This window comes from Paenibacillus sp. A3 (assembly GCF_001399685.1).
GTDB lineage: Bacteria > Bacillota > Bacilli > Paenibacillales > NBRC-103111 > Paenibacillus_G.
Genome location: NZ_JTHN01000372.1, coordinates 1 through 4,637, shown reverse-complemented (window position 1 = coordinate 4,637; position 4,637 = coordinate 1). Strand labels below are relative to the sequence as shown.

4 protein-coding genes and 2 pseudogenes are annotated in these 4,637 nt (G+C 54.6%); all 6 read left to right on the top strand.

Going from position 1 to position 4,637, the window contains the following annotated elements; all coding sequences use genetic code 11:
* Nucleotides 1-198: pseudogene (locus QJ48_RS37845) on the top strand (hypothetical protein); the annotation flags it as partial.
* Between the two features lie 21 nt (nucleotides 199-219).
* A complete protein-coding gene (locus QJ48_RS34745) occupies nucleotides 220-1,551 on the top strand; it encodes an FAD/NAD(P)-binding protein (protein ID WP_054977809.1) in 1,332 nt (443 codons plus the stop codon).
* 86 nt (nucleotides 1,552-1,637) lie between these two features.
* Entirely contained in the window at nucleotides 1,638-2,285 is a 648-nt protein-coding gene (locus tag QJ48_RS34740; protein ID WP_054977808.1) for a polysaccharide deacetylase family protein, read from the top strand.
* Between the two features lie 261 nt (nucleotides 2,286-2,546).
* Nucleotides 2,547-3,026 (top strand): hypothetical protein, encoded by a 480-nt coding sequence (locus QJ48_RS34735; RefSeq protein ID WP_157261873.1) that lies wholly within the window; start codon nucleotides 2,547-2,549, stop codon nucleotides 3,024-3,026.
* Nucleotides 3,027-3,117: 91 nt separating this feature from the next.
* Entirely contained in the window at nucleotides 3,118-3,726 is a 609-nt protein-coding gene (locus tag QJ48_RS34730) for a ribonuclease HII (RefSeq protein ID WP_054977806.1), read from the top strand.
* A 134-nt stretch (nucleotides 3,727-3,860) separates the two neighbouring features.
* Nucleotides 3,861-4,637, top strand: a pseudogene (locus QJ48_RS34725) (hypothetical protein); the annotation flags it as partial.

Below are 4,637 nucleotides of genomic sequence, written 5' to 3'. Positions count from 1 at the left end.
GCTTTCCGGGGCGGGCAGGTAGGCAAAGCGCTGCTGCTGCATTGTTTGCATGCGATGGCGGATCTGGGCTACGCCTATGCCATTATCGGCGGTCCCAAGGAGGCGGCCCCGTTCTATGCGCGCGTCGTAGGCGCTATCGATATCGAAGGATCGAATCCGGGGATTTATATCGACAGATTGCGTGGAAAAGATAGTTGAAAAAGGAGCGGGAGAGAAGCGATGATTAACCTTAATCATGCCGATTTGGTAGTTGCCGGCGGAGGACTGTCGGGAAGTCGGGTGGTGATTCATGTATTAAACCGATTGCTGGAAGCGGGCAAGGAAGCGGGAGAAAAGCCGATCGAAATCGTGATGATTGACCGTTTCGGCGAATTCGGTCGCGGGATTCCTTACGGGAAACAAAGCCCGTCCGGATTTTTGCTGATTGAACCGGCCGCCCAATCGACACCGAAAGAGTTTCGGGACTGGCTGTCGCTGCATTATAAGGAGCTGGTCCATGAAGGCGTGCACCATGAAGATCGTTTGCTGCAGGCTTGGATATTTCGCTATAAGGAGCAGCTCGATAGCGGGCAGGTAGACGAGCTTTATGTGCCCCGGAAGCTGTTCGGCTTCTACGTCGAACGATTGCTTCGCCAAACGGTGCAGCTGGCGGAAGAGCGTAATTTGGCCAAGGTCGGGTTCGTTACAGGAGAAGTAACGGATATCGAGCCGAAGGATGCCGGCTTTACGACTCGGCTGGCTGACGACTCAAGCTTTCATAGCCGGGCGTTCGTGCTGGCAACGGGATGCATTCCGCGCAGCAACAGCTGCGGCTTGAACGTGAATGAGGGGTACATCCACGATTTGTACGAGGATGCCTATGCTGGTCTGGAGCAGGCGGTGGCGAAGCGCGCCAAAGCATCCGGTCGGAAGCTGGATATCTTGATCGCAGGCTCGAACGCTTCGGCGATTGAGGCGATCTATTTTCTGTCGAACCGGGCGGAGCTGCTCTCTGCTGTGCGCAGCATCAATGTCGTTTCCTCAAGCGGGTATTTGCCTGGCGGCGTCTTTGAAGGCGAAGAGAACGAAGCTCTGACGTCCGGAGGCCAGCGTCCGTCGGCGCGCGAGTACATCGAGATCGCTGCCCGATTTGTCTCGGAAGGGCTTGTCACCGCCACGCAGGCAAAAATTATCCATATTGACAGCAAGGCAGACGGGCGGTTGTATATCGAAGCGGATGGACAGGAGGGGGAAATCGAGCTAACGGCAGATATCGTGGTCAATTGCACCGGAGCGGGGCGCGTGAATCGGACGGATTCCCCGTTGATCCGCAATTTGCGGGCGCGCGAAAATCATTTTAAAACGAACGCTTCCTTGCGGGGCTTCCAATTGCGACCGGATTCTTTCGAGCTTGAGGGAGTGGATAACGGCTTTGTCATCGGCCCGTTATTGAACCAGGATGCTCTTGGAACCCACGTGGAAAGTATACTGGCCGTGTACCGGGTCGCGGAGGAATTAGGCAACGTCTTGTACCAACGATTATCCGAGACGGCGATGGCATCCAAGCGATAGCGACGATCCGACCCGAGGACCTCGTGCTTTCGGAGAGGAAGCGAACGCCTCTCCTTGTTATTTTCCTCTTGGAAGGGAGAGTTCCGATGATCATCTATCAATTGCCTTCGCGGGAACGCCAGCTCGCGCTCACGTTCGATGACGGTCCGAATCCGGTCTATACTCCGCAAATTCTGGATTTGTTTAAGAAGCACCAAGCTTATGCCACTTTTTTCGTTATCGGCTCTTATGCCAAGCAATACCCGGACCTCCTTCGCCGTATTGTTGAAGAAGGGCACGAAATAGGAAACCATACGTACAGCCACCCTGCTTTGCCCGCATGCGAAAGGCAGGATGTTTATAACGAGCTGGAAACGACGAACGGAATTATTCGAGAAATTACAGGAATCGAGCCTGCCTTGTTTCGCCCCCCTTTTGGCGAATTCAATAAGCATACCGTCGAGGCGGCCGATCGGCTTGGGCTCCATACGGTGATATGGCCGGATCATCAAAACACGAAGGACTGGAGTCTCCCGGGTGCCGATACGATTGTGGAGCGGGTGCTGGAAACGCTGCAAAAAGGCGATATTATTTTATTTCACGACGGCAGCGGAGACGATCCGGACGAGGACCGCAGCCAGACGGTACAAGCCATCGAAATGCTGCTTCCGCATTTGCTTGGGAATAACTACAAATTGGTAACCGTGTCCCAGATGATGCGCAGTTATAATGAAGCGATGGTTTTGCAAGTCTAGCAGTTTTTATATCCATTAATGTATATTTATACAAAAATATGTATATAAATGTGCTCGGTTCTCCTCTATTGCAGCCGAGTTCGGCAATAGCGTTCATGGACTTGATTATGGTTTTCCATAATCGGGTCCTTTTTGTATTTTTGGGGAGCCGCAAGGGACAGGCCCTGAAAATTTTTGGTTGGGAAGAAGAAACAAAACGGTTGCGTGCGACGTCCTGTATTTATAGTTACAGCTGCTGAAAGGCGGGAGAAAATGAACGGAATGAACGGATGGAAAGTGCGGATGCGGGTGGCCGTTGTCGCCGCTTTATTCGGCATCGGATTGCTCAGTGCTTGCAATCACGAGGCGGGAAGAGATTTTGCCGCCGGAAAACGGACTTGGGACCAGCCGCATGATATTCGGGCGGAAGATATTGCGAGCCTGATCGTTACCGATTCGTCGGGCAATACAGGTTCGATCGTTTCCCGGGATGCGATCGGACAGTTTCTCGAAGCGATACAGGAAGCGACCGCAGAGGCGGCCAAGCCGGACATTCGGCCCCCCGACATGTCGATCGCTCTGAGCTTGAAGGATGGCAGAGAGCATCCGCTGTACTTTTGGCTTGCGCAAAATAACGACCGTTTGTTCGTGGATCTGGGTCGTTCCGCAGAGTACTATACGTTGACGGCAAAAGGAAAAAATGTGATTTTACATTTATTGGACGAAACGAGAAAAAGCTTGAATTCGCGGTTTTATGCGTAAGGGGATAGGCAGGTCCCGAATCCTGCGGTATAATGGAACATCATGGCGAATGACAAGGTCGAATTTTGGTGCAGGAAATGCGGGTGAGGGAATGCTGGAATACGAACAAGAGCTCTGGGGTCGAGGAAGAACGCTCGTGGCCGGAGTTGACGAGGTCGGACGGGGCTGCTTATTCGGCGATGTGGTCGCTGCGGCGGTTATTTTGCCAAAAGGCCTGGTGCTCGAAGGCGTCGACGATTCGAAGAAGTTAAGCGAGAAAAAGCGGGAAGCGTTATATGATGTGATCCGGCAGGAGGCGCTATCCATCGGAATCGGGATGGCGGACGTCGACACGATCGAACGGATCAATATTAAGCAGGCGGCACGGCTCGCAATGAAACGTGCGGTCGAACAGCTGGACCCCATTCCCGATTCGCTGCTTGTCGATGCCGAGAAAGTCGATGTGGACGTGGAGCAGCTTGCCGTCATACACGGTGATGCTTTAAGCCAGTCGATCGCAGCCGCTTCCATTATTGCGAAGGTGACACGGGACCGCATGTGCCTGCAATGGGATATGAAATTTCCGGAGTACGGCATTGCGATACATAAAGGATATGCGACAAAAATGCATCGGGAGCGTCTGACGGAATATGGTCCGTCGCCGATGCATCGCAAAACGTTTCTAAGAAACATCGTTTACGAACAGCAGGTGCTGTTTTAGTCGCTGCAAGTCCGCGCTGAAAAAAGCCCGGCGGTCAGCCGATATATACAATGAACCGGAAATGCAGCCGGCAGGGAGACGTACAAGCGGTGCCCAGGCCGGCTTTATTTGTATAGATGGAAGGAGCGGCAGCGATGAATATCAGCGGATTGATCCGGGGATTGGCGGGCGACGCGCAGGCGGCGGAGCCGAAAGCCTTGGAGCTGAAGGTCGGGCAAGTGGTAAAGGGCATGGTGCTTCAGGTTGGACCGGAGCAAGATGCTTTGGTCAACATCGGCGGGGTGCAGGTACGGGCACAGCTCGAAGCTCCGCTGAAGCCGGGGGAAGTGACGATGCTTCAAGTGCAGCCGGAATCGTCGGGCGGACAGGTGGTCCTTAAGCCGCTGCAGTCGAACGTGCAAATATCGGACGGATCTCTTGCGGATATCGTGAAAACGATGGGACTCCCTGATTCTCCGGCAAACCGGCAGTTGGTGCAGCTTCTGCATCAGGCCGGAGTTACGTTGACGAAGGAGAATGTGCAGGCGTTTGCGAAGCTGCAGGCTCAAATGCCTCCGAATATGCCGCAAGAAGCATGGCTTTCTTCGGCAGTCATCGCGTTTCAAAAAGGACTGCCGTTGACTCCGGAGACGGTAGCATCGGTACGACAGGCGGTGCAGGGTCCGCCGTTTCATGAGGTTTTGGATCAGCTCGGACAGCTTGCAGGACGCGAGCTGGAAGGCAACGCTTCGCTGTCGCCGCAAAGCCGTGAGCTGCTGCAAAACGTGCGGCAGCTTGTTCAGCAGCTTCGCGATACGGCGAGCTTGCTGATCGGGGCGAGACCCGACGGTGGAGAGGGGACGCCTGCTGGGGCGCAGCCGGGAGTGGGCGCAGGCGCGGGAGCGCCAGCAGCGGCGCAGCCGGGAGGGGGC

Excerpts from the sequence above, each read along its gene's own strand:
- QJ48_RS34745 (WP_054977809.1), top strand. The coding sequence starts at position 220 with ATGATTAACCTTAATCATGCCGATTTGGTAGTTGCCGGCGGAGGACTG.
- QJ48_RS34740 (WP_054977808.1), top strand. The coding sequence starts at position 1,638 with ATGATCATCTATCAATTGCCTTCGCGGGAACGCCAGCTCGCGCTCACG.
- QJ48_RS34735 (WP_157261873.1), top strand. The coding sequence starts at position 2,547 with ATGAACGGATGGAAAGTGCGGATGCGGGTGGCCGTTGTCGCCGCTTTA.
- QJ48_RS34730 (WP_054977806.1), top strand. The coding sequence starts at position 3,118 with ATGCTGGAATACGAACAAGAGCTCTGGGGTCGAGGAAGAACGCTCGTG.